Here is a 15653-nt window from a genome sequence, read left to right as displayed (position 1 = left end):
GAACAGGTGGAGGTGGCCGCGATGGCGAGGATTCCGGCAGCAGCGGTGGCGGCGGGCGGACTGGTCGGCGGCTACGCCGTCGCGCGGTGGACCAGGAAGCGCCCGCTGGGCGGGGTCGCCCTCGCCGCCGCGGGCACCGCCGCGGCGTACGAGTGGAACCGGCAGGCCGGGCCGCGCGCCGCCGCCGGGCTGACCACCGCCTATGTCGCCGCCTTCGCGGGATCGCACCCGCTCGCCAAGAGGATCGGCGCCTGGCCGGCGGTCTTCACCGTGGCGGGCACGGTGGCCGCCGCGTCCTGGGCGGTCACCCGCCGCGCGGCCTGAGCGCGGAGCCCTCCCCGCCCCGCGCCCCCGGGGATGTACCCGAACAACTCCCGTACAGCGGCGGTGAGTCGTAGGGTTGTGGGCAGAAGACCGGGGGGGTCTACGTGGTGGAGCCGAAGTCCGACGGAAGGTTCGCTTGCGAACTGGTCCTCAACGGGGACCCACGAGCGGAGACCACCGCCGCTCTGGGCCAAAAGCTGTCCGAGAACGGGGCCGAGCGGGTCGTACCGGCCTACGCCTCACGGCCCGCGCCCGGACGGCGCTCGGGCGGTGTCGCCGAGGTGGCCACCCTCGTGGTGACCTGGGCCGGAACCCTGGTCCCGATCATCGACACGGTGCGCGGCTGGCTGATCGAGGGACGTAACGCCCCTTCGGGAAGCGGGGGGAACGGGACGGACCCGGCGGACGGCACCGGCCGCGTCACGTCGATCACGGTCATCATCGGCGACGACCGGGTGGAGATCGTCCAGCCCTCCACCGCGTCCGAGGAGCGGCTCGTCGAAGCGTTCATCCGACGGAACAGCCCGTCATGAGCCAGCCGGACACGCTGAACGTCACGGTCATCACACAGGGCATGACCGTTCGCTACCAATACGAGCTGCGGGTCGGTGGTCCCGCCGGCGACAGCACTCCGCTCGACATGGAGTACACGGTCGACGTCGACCCCGGCCTGGTGAAAAGCTGCCGCGCCGCGATCGACCAGGCCCTGACGAAGGCGGCCGCCGGGGAATCGGGCCCCGGGCCCGGCCCGGCCACGGAGCTGGCCAACCTGGGCAAGCTGCTCCACGGGCAGCTGTTCCCCCGGTTACAGGGCAATGAGGCCAAGCTGGTGAGCCGGCTGCACGCGTCGTCCGGCCCCCTCCAGATCCGTACGAACGAGCACGAGGTCCCGTGGGAACTGCTGCACGACGGTGAGGACTTCCTCGCTCTTCAGCACGACCTCGGGTGCTGGCTGAAGAGCGGGAACCCCGCCGTCGAAGGGCGCGGCCTCAACCGGGTCGGCCGCGCGCTGATCGTGGGCGACACCCTCGGCGACCTGCCCTCCGCCCGTGAGGAGGCGGCCAAGGTCGCGGCGTGGCTCCGTGACCGCGGCATCGAGTGCACGGTCCTGCTGGGGCAGGAGGCCACCCAGCTCGACGTCCTCGCGGAGCTGGCCTCGCAGGAAACTCCCTACGACCTCTTCCACTTCTGCGGTCATGTGGCGACCGGCTCCGGCACGACCGGGCTGATGCTGCACGACCGCCAGCTGCTGGGTGAGGTCGCCCTGCAGACCCTCTCGTCGCACGGCGCGCCGCCCGTGGCCTTCATCAACGGCTGCGCCTCCGCCGGGAAGGGCGAAGTGGCCAACCTGTGCGTGTCCTTCATGGCCCTGGGCGCGAAGACCGTCGTCGGCACCCGCACCGACGTGGCCGACGAGGGCGCCTGGCAGTTCGCCGCCGAGTTCTACGGGCAACTGCTCGCGGGCGTACCGGCCGGTGCCGCGGTCCGGGCGGCCCGCACCGCGCTCCGTGACCGGCCGGACGCGGCCTGGGCGTCCTTCATGCTGTACGGCGACCCGGCCGCGGGCATCGCCGGGAACGTGACTCCGGGGAGCCCCCGGCCGCCCGAACCGCCCGAGGACGACCTGACGACCACGCTGGCCCCCGACGCCCAGCAGCTGATGCGGCGGGTGAGCGCGGCCTGTGCCGGCCGGGGCGGAGTCGGCTCGGTCGATCTGCTGCGAGGGCTGCTCGGTGAGGCGGACATCAGGCGGCGGATCGAGGAGAGCATCGGGGCCAGGACCATGGAAGCCCTCGACCGGGTGATCGATCAGGTTCTCAGCCGCAATTCGGGCCCGGACGGCAGCCCCGGCCCGGACGGCGACTCAGGCCCGGACGGCAACTCCGTCCCGGACCACGACGGCACGGGCCCGGACCACGACGGCAGCATCCGGTCCGACACGGTCAACCGGGTGTTCGCGGACGCGGCCACCCGCGCCGCCACGGACGGCAGGAGCGCCGTCACCACGGCCGACATCACCGAGGCCTTCGTCGCCCTGGGCGGCGGCATCGCCTCCCGGCTGCTGGAACTGAGCGGGGTCCCGCTGGCCCGGCTGCTGCCGGACAGCGGCACGGACAACGGCGACGACCGGCTGCCGATGGACGACTTCGGCCGCAGTGCCGCCGGCGTCGTGCGGCTCGCGAACCTGCTGGCCGACACCCGCGGCGAGGTGATCGGCACCTACACGCTCCTGCTCGCCTTCGGCGCGATGGGCAGCGAGGTGCTGGAGCGCGCCATGCACGAACAGGGGACGGCCGGGGAGCTGGCCTACCGGAATCTCTCCGGGATGCTCACCCCCCGGCGCCGCGACCTGTCCCCGCGGGTCCACGACGTGCTGGAACAGGCCCGCCGGCGCAGCGCGGCCGGGCGCACATCCGCCGGCCGCGTCGGCGAGGCCGCCATCCTCCTCGCCCTGCTCCAGGACGAGGAGTCGTCGGGGCGCGAGCTGCTGCGCAGGAGCGGCGTCGACCCCGATCTGCTCATCCAGTCCCTGCGCCGGGGCCGCTGACTTCCGTCCACTGTGCGGCCTGGGGGATTCGCCGGTTACGCTCCCAGCGCCCGTGACACCGTGTAGATCGCCAGCCCGGCCAGCGCGCCCACCACCGTGCCGTTGATGCGGATGAACTGCAGGTCGCGGCCGATGTGCGCCTCGATCTTCTTCGATGTCTGGTCCGCGTCCCAGCCGGCCACCGTGTCGCTGATCAGCGAGGTGATCTCCGCCCGGTACGTCGTCACGACGTACACCGCCGCGTCCTCCAGCCAGCCCTCCAGTTTCGCCTGGAGACGGCCGTCCGTCGCCAGGCGGGCGCCCAGGGACATCAGGGAGGCACGGGCGCGCAGGCGCAGCTCGCTCTGTTCGTCCTCGGCCGCCGCGATCACCATCGTGCGGACCGAGGACCAGGCGGACGCGATGACGTCCTGGACCTCGCCGCGCCCCAGGACCTCCGACTTCAGCCGTTCCACCCGGGCCCTGGTCTCCGAGTCCGTCTGGAGGTCGGCCGCGAAGTCCGTCAGGAACGTGTCGATCGAGCCGCGCGCCGGGTGCTCCGGCATGTCACGCATCTCCGTGATGAAGCGCAGCAGCTCCTTGTAGACCCGCTCTCCCACCCGCTTGTCGACGAACCGCGGGGTCCAGCCCGGCGCACCGCCCTGCACCGCGTCCATCACCGAGTCACCGTGCAGCACCAGCCAGTCGTGGGCCCGGACACAGACCAGGTCCACCACCTTGCGGTGGCCGCCGTCGGAGACGACCTTCTCCAGCATCTTGCCGAGGCTCGGGCCGATCTCCGCCGCGTTCGCCCGCCGGGTGATCGCCTCACCCACCACGGCCTGCACATCCGAGTCGCGCAGCACCGTCAGCGCGCCGCGCAGCGCGGTCGACAGCTCGGCGGTGACCCGGTCGGCGTGCTCCGGTTCGGCGAGCCACGCCCCGACCCTGCCGCCGATACCGAGGGAGTGGATGCGGTCCCGTACGACACCGCCCGACAGAAAGTTCTCACCCACGAAGGAACCGAGCGAGGCCCCGAGCTGGTCCTTCTTGGTGGGAATGATGGCGGTGTGCGGAATCGGCAGGCCGAGCGGACGCTTGAAGAGTGCCGTGACGGCGAACCAGTCGGCCAGCGCACCCACCATGCCCGCCTCGGCGGCCGCGGCGACGAAGCCCGGCCAGCCGCCCACCCCCTCGTTCTTCGCCCAGGTGGCGAGGACGTACACGAGCGCGACCAGCAGAAGGAGGCCGGTGGCCATGGTCTTCATACGGCGTACGCCGCGACGCTTCTCCTCGTCCGCGGCGGTGTACGAGAACGAGGCCAGGGAGGCGGAGCGGCGGGTGCCCGCGCCCCTGCCCCCCGCGCTCTCGTCCGCGTCCGCGCCCTCGCCCGCCTGCGCACCGGCACCGCGCTCGCCGGGTCCGCTGTCTTCGGTCCGTTCCATCCGCTCCACCCGTCCGCGTACGCATCGCCCCCGACGCCCCGTACGCATTGTTCCTTGCCTGACCTACTCCCGGGCCGCACGTTGAGTTCCCCGCGCCCTGCCGCATCATGGAACCGGCCCACGAACAGAGGAGACACACCGCCCATGCCCAGGCGCCAGGGGTACGCCCTGCTCATAGCCCTCGTGGCCGGCACCGCCGCGCTCGCCGCCGTCGTGGCGTTCACCGGCTCCCTGCTGTTCTCCGGGCCCCGGGCGAAGGCCTCCGCCGCCACCGGGTCGCAGGGCACGGCCCGGACGCCCGCGGCACCGGCCCGCTCCTCCGGGCTCTGGCTCGCCACCTGGGCGGCCGCGCCCGTCCTCGGGGCGGCCGACCCGAACCACGGCCAGGACCTGGTCCACCGCACCATCCGTAACGTCGTGCACACCAGCATCGGCGGTGACGCGGCGCGCGTCACCCTCTCCAACCTCTTCGGTACGCAGCCGCTGCTGATCGACAACGTCACCGTGAACACCCGCCCGGTGACGTTCCGCGGCGCCCCGAACACGACCGTCGGCGCCGGCCGGAGCATCGTCAGCGACCCCGTCGCCGTCCCGGTCGCCGCCGACGCCGACCTCGTCGTCACCCTGCGCACCCCCGCCGCCCGCGGCCCGGTCACCGTGCACCCCAACAGCCACCAGAGCTCCTACGTGGAGACCGGACAGGGCACCTGGCGCAGCACCGCCTGGCGCTACCTCACCGGCGTGGACGTGCACAGCCCGACCGCCACCGGGACCGTCGTCGCGTTCGGCGACTCGCTGACCGCCGGCACCGGCTCCACCACCGACGCGAACAGCCGCTGGCCCGACGTCCTGTCCGACCGGCTGAACGGCCGGTACGCGGTGGTGAACCAGGGCATCGGCGGCAACCGCGTCCTGCGCCACGGCGTCGGGCCGCGCGCGCTCGACCGCTTCGAGCGCGATGTGCTGGGCGTCACCGGCGCGAAGACCGTCATCATCGCCCTCGGCATCAACGATGTGCAGGGCTACCCCCAGGAGAAGGACCCGCAGCGGATCACGGACGCCCTGCGCACCCTGACGGAGCGGGCCCACGCACGCGGACTGCGGGTCATCGGCGCGACCCTGATGCCGTACGACGGCTACCGCAGCTGGACCCCCGCCCAGAACGCCGTACGCGACCGGGTCAACGAGACGATCCGGGCCGGCGGAGTCTTCGACCAGGTCCTCGACTTCGACCGCGACATGCGCGACCCGGCCCACCCGGACCGGCTGCGTCCCGCCTACGACTCCGGCGACCACCTCCACCTGAACGACGCGGGCTACCAGCGCCTGGGCTCCCTGGTGGACCTGGCCGACCTGGTACGCGTCCGGCCGACGTCCGACGCGCTCTGAGCGGCCGTCGGGCGGGGCGGACGCGCTCCGTCACCTGCCCCGGTCGCCCTTGTCCAGCCGGTCCCCCTTCTCCGGCCGGCCGCCCTTCTCCAGCCGGCCGCGCGAGCGCTCCGCCTCCCGCAGCCGCTGCTTCTCCGCCTTGCTCCGCTTGCGCTCCACACCGACGCCGCCCATCAGCGCGAAACCGGTGACCCGGACCCGGGGGGAATCCGGTGCCGGGATGCCCTCGTCCTTCGTGTTCTCCCCGAATCCGCCCATGATGCCGATGCCCTGGACCTCGACATTCAGGTCCGGCGGGACCGTCACCTGCATGCCGCCCATGATCGTGAAGCAGCGGATGACCACCTCGCGGTCCTCGAAGTTCGCCTCGCGCAGATCGATCTCACCGCCGCCCCACATCGCGAACGCGGTGAACGTCCGGCCCACCGTCCAGTTGCCCCGGCGGTGGAACCCGCCCCAGAACGCGAAGGCGCCGCCCGATGTCGCGGGCTTGCCCACCCGGTCCGACCAGCGGGCCATCGAGCCGGTACGGGGCTGCCCCGCGGCCACCGGCGCCACCGCGGCACCGACCGCCGGAAGGTCGCGGACGATCGGTTCCAGCTCCCCGTGCGTACGGGCCTTGTAGGTGGCGTCGAGGCGCTGGTCGAACTCCTCCATCTCCAGCCGGCCCTCCGCCACCGCCTCGCGCAGAATCTCGGCGATACGTTCACGCTCGGCGTCGGAGGCGCGCATTTCGGGAAGTTCACTAGTCATACCGCGCAGCCTATTGAACGCGTAGGCTTCCGTCACCGACCCATGTGCCCGTGGCCGACGCGTACATCTTCGCGATCACGGCCTCGATGTCCGGCTCCCGCACCGAGAGATCCACCATCGGGTACTCCGCGGCGATCCGCGCCACCAGCGGTGCCGCCGACGCGGACGCCGGGAACGCCAGCCACTGCCGCGGCCCCTCCACCTTCACCGTGCGCACCGATGGCTCCGACTCCAGCCGGATCGGCGGGAGTTCACGCTCCAGATCGACCACCAGCGTCCGCTCGCTCTCCCCCACCTCGTGCAGACCGGACAGCGCCCCGTCGTACATCAGACGGCCGTGGTCGATCACCATCACCCGCTTGCACAACTGCTCGATGTCCGTCAGATCATGGGTCGTGAGCAGCACCGTCGTACCGCGCTCCGCGTTCAAGTCCCGCAGAAATCCACGCACCTTGGCCTTCGACACCACATCCAGGCCGATCGTCGGCTCGTCGAGGTACAGCACCTCCGGATCGTGCAGCAGCGCCGCCGCGATGTCGCCGCGCATCCGCTGCCCCAGCGAAAGCTGCCGCACGGGAACGTCCAACAGCTCCTTCAGGTCGAGGAGTTCGATGCAACGGTCCATGTTGGCCCGGAAGCGGGCGTCGGGGACGCGGTACATCCGGTGGACCAGACGGTACGAGTCGCGCAGCGGCAGGTCCCACCAGAGCGTGGTGCGCTGCCCGAAGACCACACCGATCCGGTGCGCCAGCCTCGTACGCTCCCGGGAGGGATCGATACCCGCCACCCGCAGCGAACCGCCGCTCGGGGTGAGGATGCCCGTCAGCATCTTGATCGTCGTCGACTTCCCCGCCCCGTTCGGGCCGATGTAGCCGACCATCTCACCGCGCGCCACCCGGAAGCTGATGCCGTCGACGGCCCGCACCTCACGGCGCTCGCTGCGCATGAAGCCCGTCCGGCGGCGGACGTCGAAGACCTTCTCCAGCCCGTTCAGCTCGATGAAGCCGCTGCCCTCGCCGCTCTCCGCGCCCATGTCCCGTACCCCGTTCCGCTCGATGTCCGTCAACTTCCCGTACTCCGGTACGACCGCAGACCCGCGCGCCAGGCCAGAGAGGCGACCGCCCAGCAGCCGGCCGCCACCACCGGCGGCAGGAACGCCACCCACTGCGGCAGGCCCAGCGGATACTCCCGGCCCAGCACGTACAGCGCCGGCAGCCAGTTCACGAACGCCAGCGGCACGACGAACGTCACCCCGCGCACGAGATCCTTCGCGAAGACCGTCGGCGGGTACTGGAGCAGTGTGTTGCCCCCGTACGTGAAGGAGTTCTGCACCTCCGAGGCGTCCTGCGCGAAGAACTGGAACGCCGCCCCGACCACGAACACCGCCCCGAAGATCGCCGCCCCGCTCAGCAGCATCAGCGGCACCATCACCACCTTCAGAAGGGTCCACTCGATGTCCAGCGTCACCAGCGCGTAGCCGAGCACCAGCAGCCCCTGCGTGATCCGCCCCAGCCTGCGCAGCGCGAACCGGTCCGCCGCCACCTGCGCGAGCACCGGGACCGGCCGCACCAGCAGCGTGTCCAGCGTCCCGTCCCGCACCCGGCGGCCCAGCCGGTCCATCGACCCCATCGCCAGATCCGCCAGGCCGAACGCCGTACCCGCCGCCCCGTACAACAGGGCGATCTCCGGCAGCGTGTAACCACCCAGCACGTCCACGTGCGAGAACATCAGCATGATCGCGACGAAGTCGAACGCCGTCGCCGCGAAATTGCCGACCGCCGTCATCACGAACGACGCCCGGTAGGCCATCGTCGAACGCAGCCACATCGCCGCGATCAGCCCGTACGCCCTCAATCCCTCGACCACCCGCGAGCGCGGCGCGAACACCACCGCGGGCCCGCCCTCCACGTCCACCGCCACCGGCTCAGCCACCCTGGACCACCACCCTCCGCGTCGCCGCCGACTGCAACAGCCGCCCCGCCAGCAGCAGCACCAGCGCCCAGCCCGCCTGGAACCCGTACGCCCGCACCAGACCCCACCCCGTGTGCTTGCCGAGGAAGACGTCGGCCGGCACCTGGAGCAGCGCCGACCACGGCAACGCCCGCGCCACCTCGCCCAGCAGCCCCGGGAACAGGTTCAGCGGCAGCAGCAGCCCGGAGAAGAACATCCCCGCCAGGAACGCGACCTGCGCCGCACCCGCCCCGTCCATCAGCCAGAACGCGGACAGTGCGACCAGATAGCGGATCGCGAAACTCACCACGACCCCCAGCGCCACCGAGACCAGGAACGCCGGCCAGATCCCCGGCGACGTGGGCAGTGCCAGATCGAAGGCAAGCGAACCCAGCAGCATCGGCACGATGCCGCGCCCCAGCAGATGGAACGCCGCACGCCCCAAATCCCCTGCCATCCACCACAGTTGAAGATCGATCGGCCGGTAGAGATCGACCGCGACATCTCCGGTACGGATCCGCTCGATCAGCTCGTCCTCGAAACCGCCGCCCATCATCGCGCACGTCATCAGCAGCGCCTGCCCCAGCCACACGTACGTGAGCGCCTGCGACATGTCGTAACCACCGAGCTGCGGACGCTCGTCCCACAGCGCCACATAGGTGTACGCCATGATGAAACCGAAGACGGTGTTGGTGAACACCCCCGCGACCGTCGCGATCCGGTACGTGGCGTAGCGCCGGAACCCGCCCGCCGCCACCACCGCATAGAGCCGCACAGCACCCACCCCCCGGCACATGGGCGCCGCACCGACCGCGGACACCAAAGCGCACGAGCCTAGTCCAGCCGGGGCAGCCGCCGCGACCGCTTTTCGGGGGTCGATCCGGTGCTTATTCCGGAGAAAAGTGCACTATGGGGGAACTGACCTCGGCCGAGGAGTCTGCACCGACATGAGCGACGAGCCACAGCAGCGAAGTGGGGACCCCGACCCCCGGGGCTGGAACCCCAGAGACCTGCCTGCCGACGCCGCCGCCGCCGGAGAACAGGGCGCCCCGGCCACGGACACCACCACCGGGAAGAAGCGGAAGAAGCCCAAACGCCCCAAGCGCAAGGGCTGGCGCCGTGCCGTCCCCACCTGGCGGATGGTGCTCGGCGGCATCCTCCTCATCGCCCTGGTCCTGATCGGCGGCTTCATCGCCGGGTACCAGCTCGTCGACATCCCCTCCGCCAACGCCAGCGCCACCGCCCAGTCCAACGTCTACCTCTACGAGGACGGCAGCGTCATCGCCCGCGACGGCGAGATCAACCGGGAGAGCATCAGACTCGCCCAGGTCCCCCTCACCGTCCAGCACACGGTCCTCGCCGCCGAGGACCGCGACTTCTACTCCGAACGCGCCGTCGACGTCAAGGCGATGTTCCGGGCCGGCTGGAACACCCTCACCGGCAAGGGCACACAGGGCGGCTCGACCATCACCCAGCAGTACGTCAAGAACTACTACCTGGGCCAGGAACAGACCGTCGGCCGCAAGATCAAGGAATTCTTCATCGCGATCAAGCTCAACCGCGAGGAATCCAAGAACCAGATCTTCGAGGGCTACCTCAACACCAGCTACTTCGGCCGCAACGCCTACGGCATCCAGGCCGCGGCCCAGGCCTACTACAGCAAGGACGTCGGCGACATCACCACCGCCGAGGGCGCCTACCTCGCCTCCCTGCTCAACGCGCCCAGCGCCTACGACGTCGTCACCCACCCCGAGAACAAGAGCGCGGCCGTCGACCGCTGGAACTACGTACTCGACGGCATGGTCAAGGAGAACTGGCTCGGCGCCGGCCAACGCGCCGCCATGACGTTCCCCGTGCCCGGCCGGGTCAAGCCCGCCAACAGTCTCTCCGGCCAACGCGGCTACATCGTCCAGGCCGTCGAGGACTACCTCGTACAGAACGACATCCTCGACGAGAAGACCCTCGCCACCCGCGGCTACCGGATCACCACCACGCTGCAGAAGAAGAAACAGGACGCCCTCGTCGAAGCCGTCGACGACAACGTCATGTCCAAGACGAGCACACAGCGCGAGGGCGACCGCAACGTCCGCGTCGGCGGCGCCTCCATCGACCCCGCGACCGGCCACGTCGTCGCCATGTACGGCGGCATCGACTACACCAAGCAGTACGTCAACAACGCGACCCGCACCGACTACCAGGTCGGCTCCACCTTCAAGCCGTTCGTCTTCACCTCCGCCGTCGCCAACGGCTCCACCACCCGGGACGGCCGGCGCATCACCCCCAGCACCATCTATGACGGCACCAACAAACGCATGGTCCAGGGCCCCGACGGACCCACCGGATACGCCCCGTCCAACGAGGACGACGTCAGCTACGGGCCCGTCACCGTCCGCACCGCCACCGACAAGTCCATCAACGCCGTCTACGCCCAGATGGCCGAGGACGTCGGCCCCGGCAAGGTCCGGCAGACCGCCGTGGACCTCGGCATCCCCAAGGACACCCCCGACCTCACGGCATCCCCCTCGATCGCGCTCGGCCCCGCCACCGCCAGCGTCCTCGACATGACCGACGCCTACGCCACCCTCGCCGGCCACGGCAAGCACGGCGCCCACACCCTCGTCGTCAAGGTCACCAAGGACGGCACGGCCGTCAAGCTCCCCGGCCGCAGCACCAAGCAGGCCGTCGACCGCCAGGCGGCCGACACCACCACCTCGATCCTCCAGAGCGTCGTGGACGGCGGCACCGGAACCGCCGCCCAGGGCGCGGGCCGCCCCGCCGCCGGCAAGACCGGCACCGCCGAGGAGGACAAGGCCGCCTGGTTCGCCGGCTACACCCCGAACCTCGCCACCGTCATCGCCGTCATGGGCCAGGACCCCACCACCGGCGTACAGAAACCGCTCTACAACACACTCGGACTGCCCCGCGTCAACGGCGGCGGCGCCCCCGCCGAGACCTGGGCCCAGTACACCGGCGCCGCCCTGCGCGGCACCCCCGTCAAGAACTTCGACCTCGATCTGGAGAGCGGCAGCGACGACACCGAACTGCCCAGCGAGGAGAGCACCGCGCCCGGCAGCCACACCGGGAAGCCGACCCGGTCACCCTCCAGCACCGCGCCGGGCACCCCCTCCACCACGCCGCCCACCACCCCGTCCGCCCCGGACAGCCCACCCGCCACCACCGGCGCCCCCACCGGCGGCACCGACACCGGGGGCAGCACGGACGGCGGCACGGGCGGGGACACGGACGGCGGCACCGACACCGGGGGCGGCGACAGCGGCGGAGGGGACAGCGGCGGCGCGGACAACGGCGGCGGCACCAACGGCGGCCTCCTCGAAGGCGCCCGCGGCACCCGCGCCCCGGGCCGCCCGTGAGCGCTGGCACGCGGCCCCCGGCCGATGTGCCCGCCGTGGCCCCGGACGGTGATGCTGTACTCTCGGGCCGCCTCGGGGCTCATCCCGGCGGCGCGCCGGCGAGCCTCGGTCAGGAGCCGGTCACCGGAGGAGTCGGAGCTGCGTGAAATCGATATGGGGCATGGGTTTCGCCGTGGGCGCGGTCCCGGTCGTCGTACTCGTATGGCACTTCGGCAGCCGGACCGGCCAGCTGCGCCCCTGGGGCGAGTCCCTCTGCGTGGGCCTGGGAATCGGCGCACTCCTCGGCGTGCAGATCTGGTGGGGATCGCGACGCGGGAAACCGGCCCCGGACAAGACCGGCCAGGACCAGGGGCCGGGCACCACCTGACGCGTCAGTGACCCGAAGTCGCCTTCAGCCCCACGACGGCCACCAGCAGCAGACACACGAAGAAGATCCGGGCCGCCGTCACCGGCTCATGCAGCACCACCATGCCCAGCACCGCCGCACCCGCCGCACCGATGCCCACCCACACGCCGTAGGCCGTACCGATGGGCAGCGTCCGCGCCGCCTGGGACAGCAACACCATGCTCGCGACGATCCCGAGACCCGTGAACACACTCGGCCACAACCGGGTGAACCCCTCGGTGTACTTCATCCCGATCGACCAGGCCACTTCCAGCAGACCGGCGACCAGCAGCAGAACCCACGCCATGACAGCACCTCCGACGACACAGAACACGTGAACAACACGGGGTGCGTCGTCTTTGCGGAAGCCCGGTACGGCGCGTCTCGTCGGGGTCCCACCACCGTAGCAAAGAACATGCAAAAAGCCTGGTGACAACGGCCACCAGGCCACACCACCACGGTCACACGGAGGTACGACAGGCACCGACCGACTACAAGTACAGGCCCGTCGAATCCACCGAGCCCTCGAACCGGTCAGCGGCCACCGCATGCAGATCCCGCTCCCGCATCAGCACGTACGCCACCCCCCGCACCTCGACCTCGGCACGGTCCTCGGGGTCGTACAGCACCCGGTCCCCCGGCTCCACCGTCCGCACGTTCTGCCCCACCGCGACCACCACGGCCCAGGCCAGCCGGCGACCGACCGCGGCCGTCGCCGGGATCAGGATGCCCCCGCCGGAACGCCGCTCGCCCTCGGGCGAATCGGACCGGACCAGCACACGGTCGTGCAGCATCCGGATGGGCAGCTTGTCGTCCGCGTTCTCGCTCACGCCCCGCAACCTACCTGGCCGACCCGGCACCGCACGCCCGAGGGGGCACCCCGCGACGCGGAACCCCTACTTCCTGCGCCGCCGCGCCGACATGGTGAGCAGACCCACCACACCCACCGCGAGCAGCGCCGCCGGGATCACCCGCTCCAGCCGCGGCGCGCCGCCCTCCGTCACGAACTGGGCCCGCACGTCCGACACCGTCCGGTTCACCGCGACGAACGCCCGCCCGGCCGTCCGGTCCACGGCCTCGGCGGCCTTCGCCTTCGCATCACCAATGATCGTCTGCGGGTGCACCCGCACCCCGATCTCATCGAGCACCACCGCGAGCTGCTCACGCCTGGTGATGATGTCCGCCTCGATCTGCGCAGGGCTCCTGGCATCCGACACTGCGCCGCCTCCGTGGTCCTCGTCCGGTAAACCTTCATCGACAGTCTGTCAGCTCGGCCGCTCCCGCACCCGGCGGCACCCCCTATTACTCTCGGTCCCGTACACCCCGCGTACCAACGAGGAGAACCATGAGCGAGCGACTCCAGCCCGGCGACACCGCCCCCGCCTTCACTCTTCCCGACGCCGACGGCAAGGACATCGCGCTCGCCGACCACAAGGGCCGCAAGGTCATCGTCTACTTCTACCCCGCCGCCCTCACCCCCGGCTGCACCAAGCAGGCCTGCGACTTCACCGACAACCTCGACCTCCTGGCCGGCGCCGGATACGACGTCATCGGCGTCTCCCCCGACAAGCCCGAGAAGCTCGCCAAGTTCCGCGAGAAGGAGAACCTCAAGGTCACCCTCGTCGGCGATCCGGCCAAGGAGACCCTGGAGGCCTACGGCGCCTTCGGCGAGAAGAAGCTCTACGGCAAAACGGTGACGGGCGTCATCCGCTCCACGATCGTCGTCGACGAAAACGGCAAGGTCGAGCACGCGTTCTACAACGTCAAGGCCACCGGCCACGTCGCCAAGATCATCAGGGACCTCGGCATCTGACAGCCTCGGATTGGGCCGAATGGCCGAAACAATGTGATGGACATCCCAATCTCTCGCCGATTCGGTTTGCGGCCGTCATGACCGCGCAGAAGCCTTCCCTGGAACACCCACCGAGGAAAGGACCCGGCCATGGCGGCCTCCGACCCCCACCAGGCGGCCGATCCCGAAGCGGTCAAACGCCACCCCGCTCTCTTCCGGGCCATCCGCAAGCGCAAGAACCCGAAGCTGCGCCTGACCGACATCACCATCACGGACGACCAGGCCGTCAAGCGGGCCGTGAAGGCGGCCTCGCTCGGCAACGCCATGGAGTGGTTCGACTTCGGTATCTACTCCTACATGGCCGCCACCCTGGGGCACGTCTTCTTCCCGTCGGGGAGCGACACCACCCAGCTCCTCTCCTCCTTCGCGACCTTCGCCGTCGCCTTCCTCGTACGCCCCCTCGGTGGCATGTTCTTCGGCCCCATGGGCGACAAGGTCGGCCGCAAGAAGATCCTCGCCCTCACCATGATCATGATGGCGATCGGCACCTTCGCGATCGGGCTCATCCCCTCCCACGGCTCCATCGGCGTATGGGCCCCGGTCCTGCTCATCTTCTTCCGGATGCTCCAGGGCTTCTCGACCGGCGGCGAGTACGGCGGCGCCTCCACCTTCATCGCCGAGTACGCCCCCGACAAGCGACGCGGCTACTTCGGCAGCTTCCTCGAATTCGGCACGCTCGCCGGCTACGTCGGGGCCTCGGGACTGGTCACCCTGCTCTACGCGCTCCTGGACACCGGACAGATGGAGACCTGGGGCTGGCGCATCCCCTTCCTCGTCGCCGGCCCGCTCGGCCTCGTCGGCCTCTACCTGCGACTGCGCCTCGACGAGACCCCCGCCTTCCAGAAGCTGGAGGGCGGCACGGCACACGCCACCGAGGCCGCGGACGGCGTGGAGGTGAGCGCGAAGGGCGACCTCGCCAAGATCTTCCGCGACTACTGGCCGACGCTGATCCTCTGCATCTGCCTGGTCGGCGCGTACAACATCACCGACTACATGCTGCTGTCGTACATGCCGACGTACCTCTCCGACGAGCTCGGCTACAGCGAGACCCACGGACTGCTCATCCTGCTCGGCGTCATGGTCTTCCTGATGACGATCATCAGTCAGGTCGGCAAGCTCTCCGACCACTTCGGCCGCAAGCCGCTCCTGATGACGGGCATGCTCGGCTTCCTGATCCTCTCCCTCCCCGCCTTCCTGCTCATCCGGCAGGGCAGCATCCCGGCCGTCACCATCGGCATGCTGATGCTGGGCCTCTCCCTGGTCTGCATGCTCGGCACCATGTCCGCCGCCCTCCCGGCCCTGTTCCCCACCCAGGTCCGCTACGGCTCCCTGTCGGTGGGCTACAACCTGTCGGCGTCGATCTTCGGCGGCACGACCCCGTTCGTCATCACGGCCCTGATCAGCGTGTCCGGCACCAACCTGATGCCGGCGTACTACGCGATGGGCGCGGCCGTGGTCGGCGTGATCGCCGTGGCCTGCATGAAGGAGACGGCGAACAAGCCCCTGGACGGCTCGCCGCCCTCGGTGGAGACGAGCGAGGAAGCGGAGGAACTGGTCGCGAACCAGACACCGGACCCGAAGTTCTGACCCGTCCCGTACGGGGAACGGCCCGCCCCACTTCGGTTGTCGCCGAGGCGAAGAACCGGGCAGAGGACCT

General features: G+C 70.6%; 16 protein-coding genes and 1 riboswitch. Of the genes, 8 read left to right on the top strand and 8 right to left on the bottom strand.

Annotated elements, in window-relative coordinates:
- The first annotated feature begins 21 nt into the window (after nucleotides 1-21).
- The 3 genes from ACZ6S6_RS11870 to ACZ6S6_RS11860 all read left to right on the top strand — a co-directional run bounded on the left by ACZ6S6_RS11870 (nucleotide 22) and on the right by ACZ6S6_RS11860 (nucleotide 2872).
- A complete protein-coding gene (locus tag ACZ6S6_RS11870) occupies nucleotides 22-324 on the top strand; it encodes a hypothetical protein (RefSeq protein ID WP_362964994.1) in 303 nt (100 codons plus the stop codon).
- A gap of 104 nt (nucleotides 325-428) precedes the next feature.
- Nucleotides 429-857 carry a hypothetical protein gene (locus ACZ6S6_RS11865; protein WP_362964996.1) on the top strand — a complete coding sequence of 143 codons (429 nt, stop codon included), beginning with the start codon at nucleotides 429-431 and terminating at the stop codon, nucleotides 855-857.
- Nucleotides 854-2872: a CHAT domain-containing protein gene (locus tag ACZ6S6_RS11860; protein WP_469705191.1), complete on the top strand. Its 2019-nt coding sequence runs from the start codon at nucleotides 854-856 to the stop codon at nucleotides 2870-2872. Before ACZ6S6_RS11865 ends, ACZ6S6_RS11860 begins: the two co-directional genes overlap by 4 nt.
- Nucleotides 2873-2907: 35 nt before the next feature.
- On the opposite strand, the gene ACZ6S6_RS11855 is transcribed toward ACZ6S6_RS11860, so the two are convergent.
- On the bottom strand, nucleotides 2908-4296 hold the full coding sequence (locus ACZ6S6_RS11855) for a DUF445 domain-containing protein (RefSeq protein WP_469705189.1): 1389 nt from the start codon (nucleotides 4294-4296) through the stop codon (nucleotides 2908-2910).
- Between the two features lie 144 nt (nucleotides 4297-4440).
- Between ACZ6S6_RS11855 and ACZ6S6_RS11850 the strand changes: the two genes are divergently transcribed.
- Nucleotides 4441-5685, top strand: coding sequence for an SGNH/GDSL hydrolase family protein (locus ACZ6S6_RS11850; protein WP_362965002.1), 1245 nt, complete (start codon nucleotides 4441-4443; stop codon nucleotides 5683-5685).
- Between the two features lie 30 nt (nucleotides 5686-5715).
- Here the strand turns inward: ACZ6S6_RS11850 and ACZ6S6_RS11845 are convergent, their stop codons facing one another.
- Genes ACZ6S6_RS11845 through ACZ6S6_RS11830 form a run of 4 tightly spaced genes read right to left on the bottom strand, consistent with a single transcriptional unit; the run spans nucleotide 5716 to nucleotide 9163 of the window.
- Nucleotides 5716-6417, bottom strand: a complete 702-nt coding sequence (locus tag ACZ6S6_RS11845; protein ID WP_469705593.1) for a DUF1707 SHOCT-like domain-containing protein — start codon at nucleotides 6415-6417, stop codon at nucleotides 5716-5718.
- 31 nt (nucleotides 6418-6448) lie between these two features.
- Nucleotides 6449-7471, bottom strand: a complete 1023-nt coding sequence (locus ACZ6S6_RS11840; RefSeq protein WP_362965066.1) for an ABC transporter ATP-binding protein — start codon at nucleotides 7469-7471, stop codon at nucleotides 6449-6451.
- Between the two features lie 29 nt (nucleotides 7472-7500).
- A complete protein-coding gene (locus ACZ6S6_RS11835) occupies nucleotides 7501-8370 on the bottom strand; it encodes an ABC transporter permease (RefSeq protein WP_469705186.1) in 870 nt (289 codons plus the stop codon).
- The gene (locus ACZ6S6_RS11830) at nucleotides 8363-9163 is read right to left on the bottom strand and encodes an ABC transporter permease (protein ID WP_362965004.1); all 801 of its coding nucleotides are present in this window, start codon (nucleotides 9161-9163) and stop codon (nucleotides 8363-8365) included. Before ACZ6S6_RS11830 ends, ACZ6S6_RS11835 begins: the two co-directional genes overlap by 8 nt.
- A 172-nt stretch (nucleotides 9164-9335) precedes the next feature.
- On the opposite strand from ACZ6S6_RS11830, the gene ACZ6S6_RS11825 reads away from it, so the two are divergent.
- Together ACZ6S6_RS11825 and ACZ6S6_RS11820 are read left to right on the top strand one after the other, a co-directional pair.
- Complete coding sequence (locus tag ACZ6S6_RS11825) at nucleotides 9336-11759, top strand: transglycosylase domain-containing protein (protein WP_469705183.1); 2424 nt, start codon at nucleotides 9336-9338, stop codon at nucleotides 11757-11759.
- A 142-nt stretch (nucleotides 11760-11901) separates the two neighbouring features.
- Nucleotides 11902-12126, top strand: a complete 225-nt coding sequence (locus ACZ6S6_RS11820; RefSeq protein ID WP_469705181.1) for a hypothetical protein — start codon at nucleotides 11902-11904, stop codon at nucleotides 12124-12126.
- 4 nt (nucleotides 12127-12130) lie between these two features.
- Here ACZ6S6_RS11820 and ACZ6S6_RS11815 read toward each other — a convergent pair whose 3' ends face one another.
- From ACZ6S6_RS11815 to ACZ6S6_RS11805, 3 genes are all read right to left on the bottom strand, one after another.
- A complete protein-coding gene (locus ACZ6S6_RS11815; protein WP_362965010.1) occupies nucleotides 12131-12451 on the bottom strand; it encodes a DMT family transporter in 321 nt (106 codons plus the stop codon).
- Between the two features lie 40 nt (nucleotides 12452-12491).
- A riboswitch (guanidine-III (ykkC-III) riboswitch) is annotated at nucleotides 12492-12557 on the bottom strand.
- 78 nt (nucleotides 12558-12635) lie between these two features.
- Complete coding sequence (locus ACZ6S6_RS11810) at nucleotides 12636-12974, bottom strand: GroES family chaperonin (protein ID WP_024491022.1); 339 nt, start codon at nucleotides 12972-12974, stop codon at nucleotides 12636-12638.
- Between the two features lie 66 nt (nucleotides 12975-13040).
- Nucleotides 13041-13361, bottom strand: coding sequence for a DUF3618 domain-containing protein (locus ACZ6S6_RS11805; RefSeq protein WP_469705178.1), 321 nt, complete (start codon nucleotides 13359-13361; stop codon nucleotides 13041-13043).
- 128 nt (nucleotides 13362-13489) lie between these two features.
- On the opposite strand from ACZ6S6_RS11805, the gene bcp reads away from it, so the two are divergent.
- On the top strand, nucleotides 13490-13957 hold the full coding sequence (gene bcp / locus ACZ6S6_RS11800; protein ID WP_362965015.1) for a thioredoxin-dependent thiol peroxidase: 468 nt from the start codon (nucleotides 13490-13492) through the stop codon (nucleotides 13955-13957).
- A 129-nt stretch (nucleotides 13958-14086) separates the two neighbouring features.
- Nucleotides 14087-15583 carry a glycine betaine/L-proline transporter ProP gene (gene proP, locus ACZ6S6_RS11795; protein WP_362965017.1) on the top strand — a complete coding sequence of 499 codons (1497 nt, stop codon included), beginning with the start codon at nucleotides 14087-14089 and terminating at the stop codon, nucleotides 15581-15583.
- Nucleotides 15584-15653 lie beyond the last annotated feature (70 nt).

This window comes from Streptomyces sp. NPDC048671 (genome assembly GCF_055587045.1).
This window is presented reverse-complemented; position numbering and strand designations above follow the sequence as displayed.